This window comes from Pseudomonas sp. SIMBA_067 (genome assembly GCF_046534675.1).
Classification (GTDB): Bacteria; Pseudomonadota; Gammaproteobacteria; order Pseudomonadales; family Pseudomonadaceae; genus Aquipseudomonas; species Aquipseudomonas putida.
Genome location: NZ_JAWRYH010000482.1, coordinates 1 through 269 on the forward strand (window position 1 = coordinate 1; position 269 = coordinate 269).

The window sequence follows — 269 nt, forward strand, 5'->3', positions numbered from 1 at the left end:
TGCCGCCTTTGCCCGCCGCGTCGCGGCCTTCGAACAGAATCACCACGCGCTGGCCGGTTTCTTTTACCCAGCTCTGCACCTTCAGCAGTTCGATCTGCAGGGCATGCTTGGTCTTCTCGTATTCCTGGCGGTGCAGGCGGGTGCGATACGGGTAGCTGGCAGGCAAGCGTGCGCGGGTGCTGTCTTCGTTGCTGCCTTTGGGTGCCGTGGCCACTTCAAGTGCGGCGGGTTGCTGGCTGATCCGGGTAATCGCGGGTTCGGGCTTGCGC

At 63.9% G+C, this 269-nt stretch carries 1 pseudogene; it reads right to left on the reverse strand.

Annotated elements, in window-relative coordinates:
• Nucleotides 1-241: pseudogene (locus SB765_RS29985) on the reverse strand (polyphosphate kinase 2); the annotation flags it as partial.
• Between the last annotated feature and the right edge of the window lie 28 nt (nucleotides 242-269).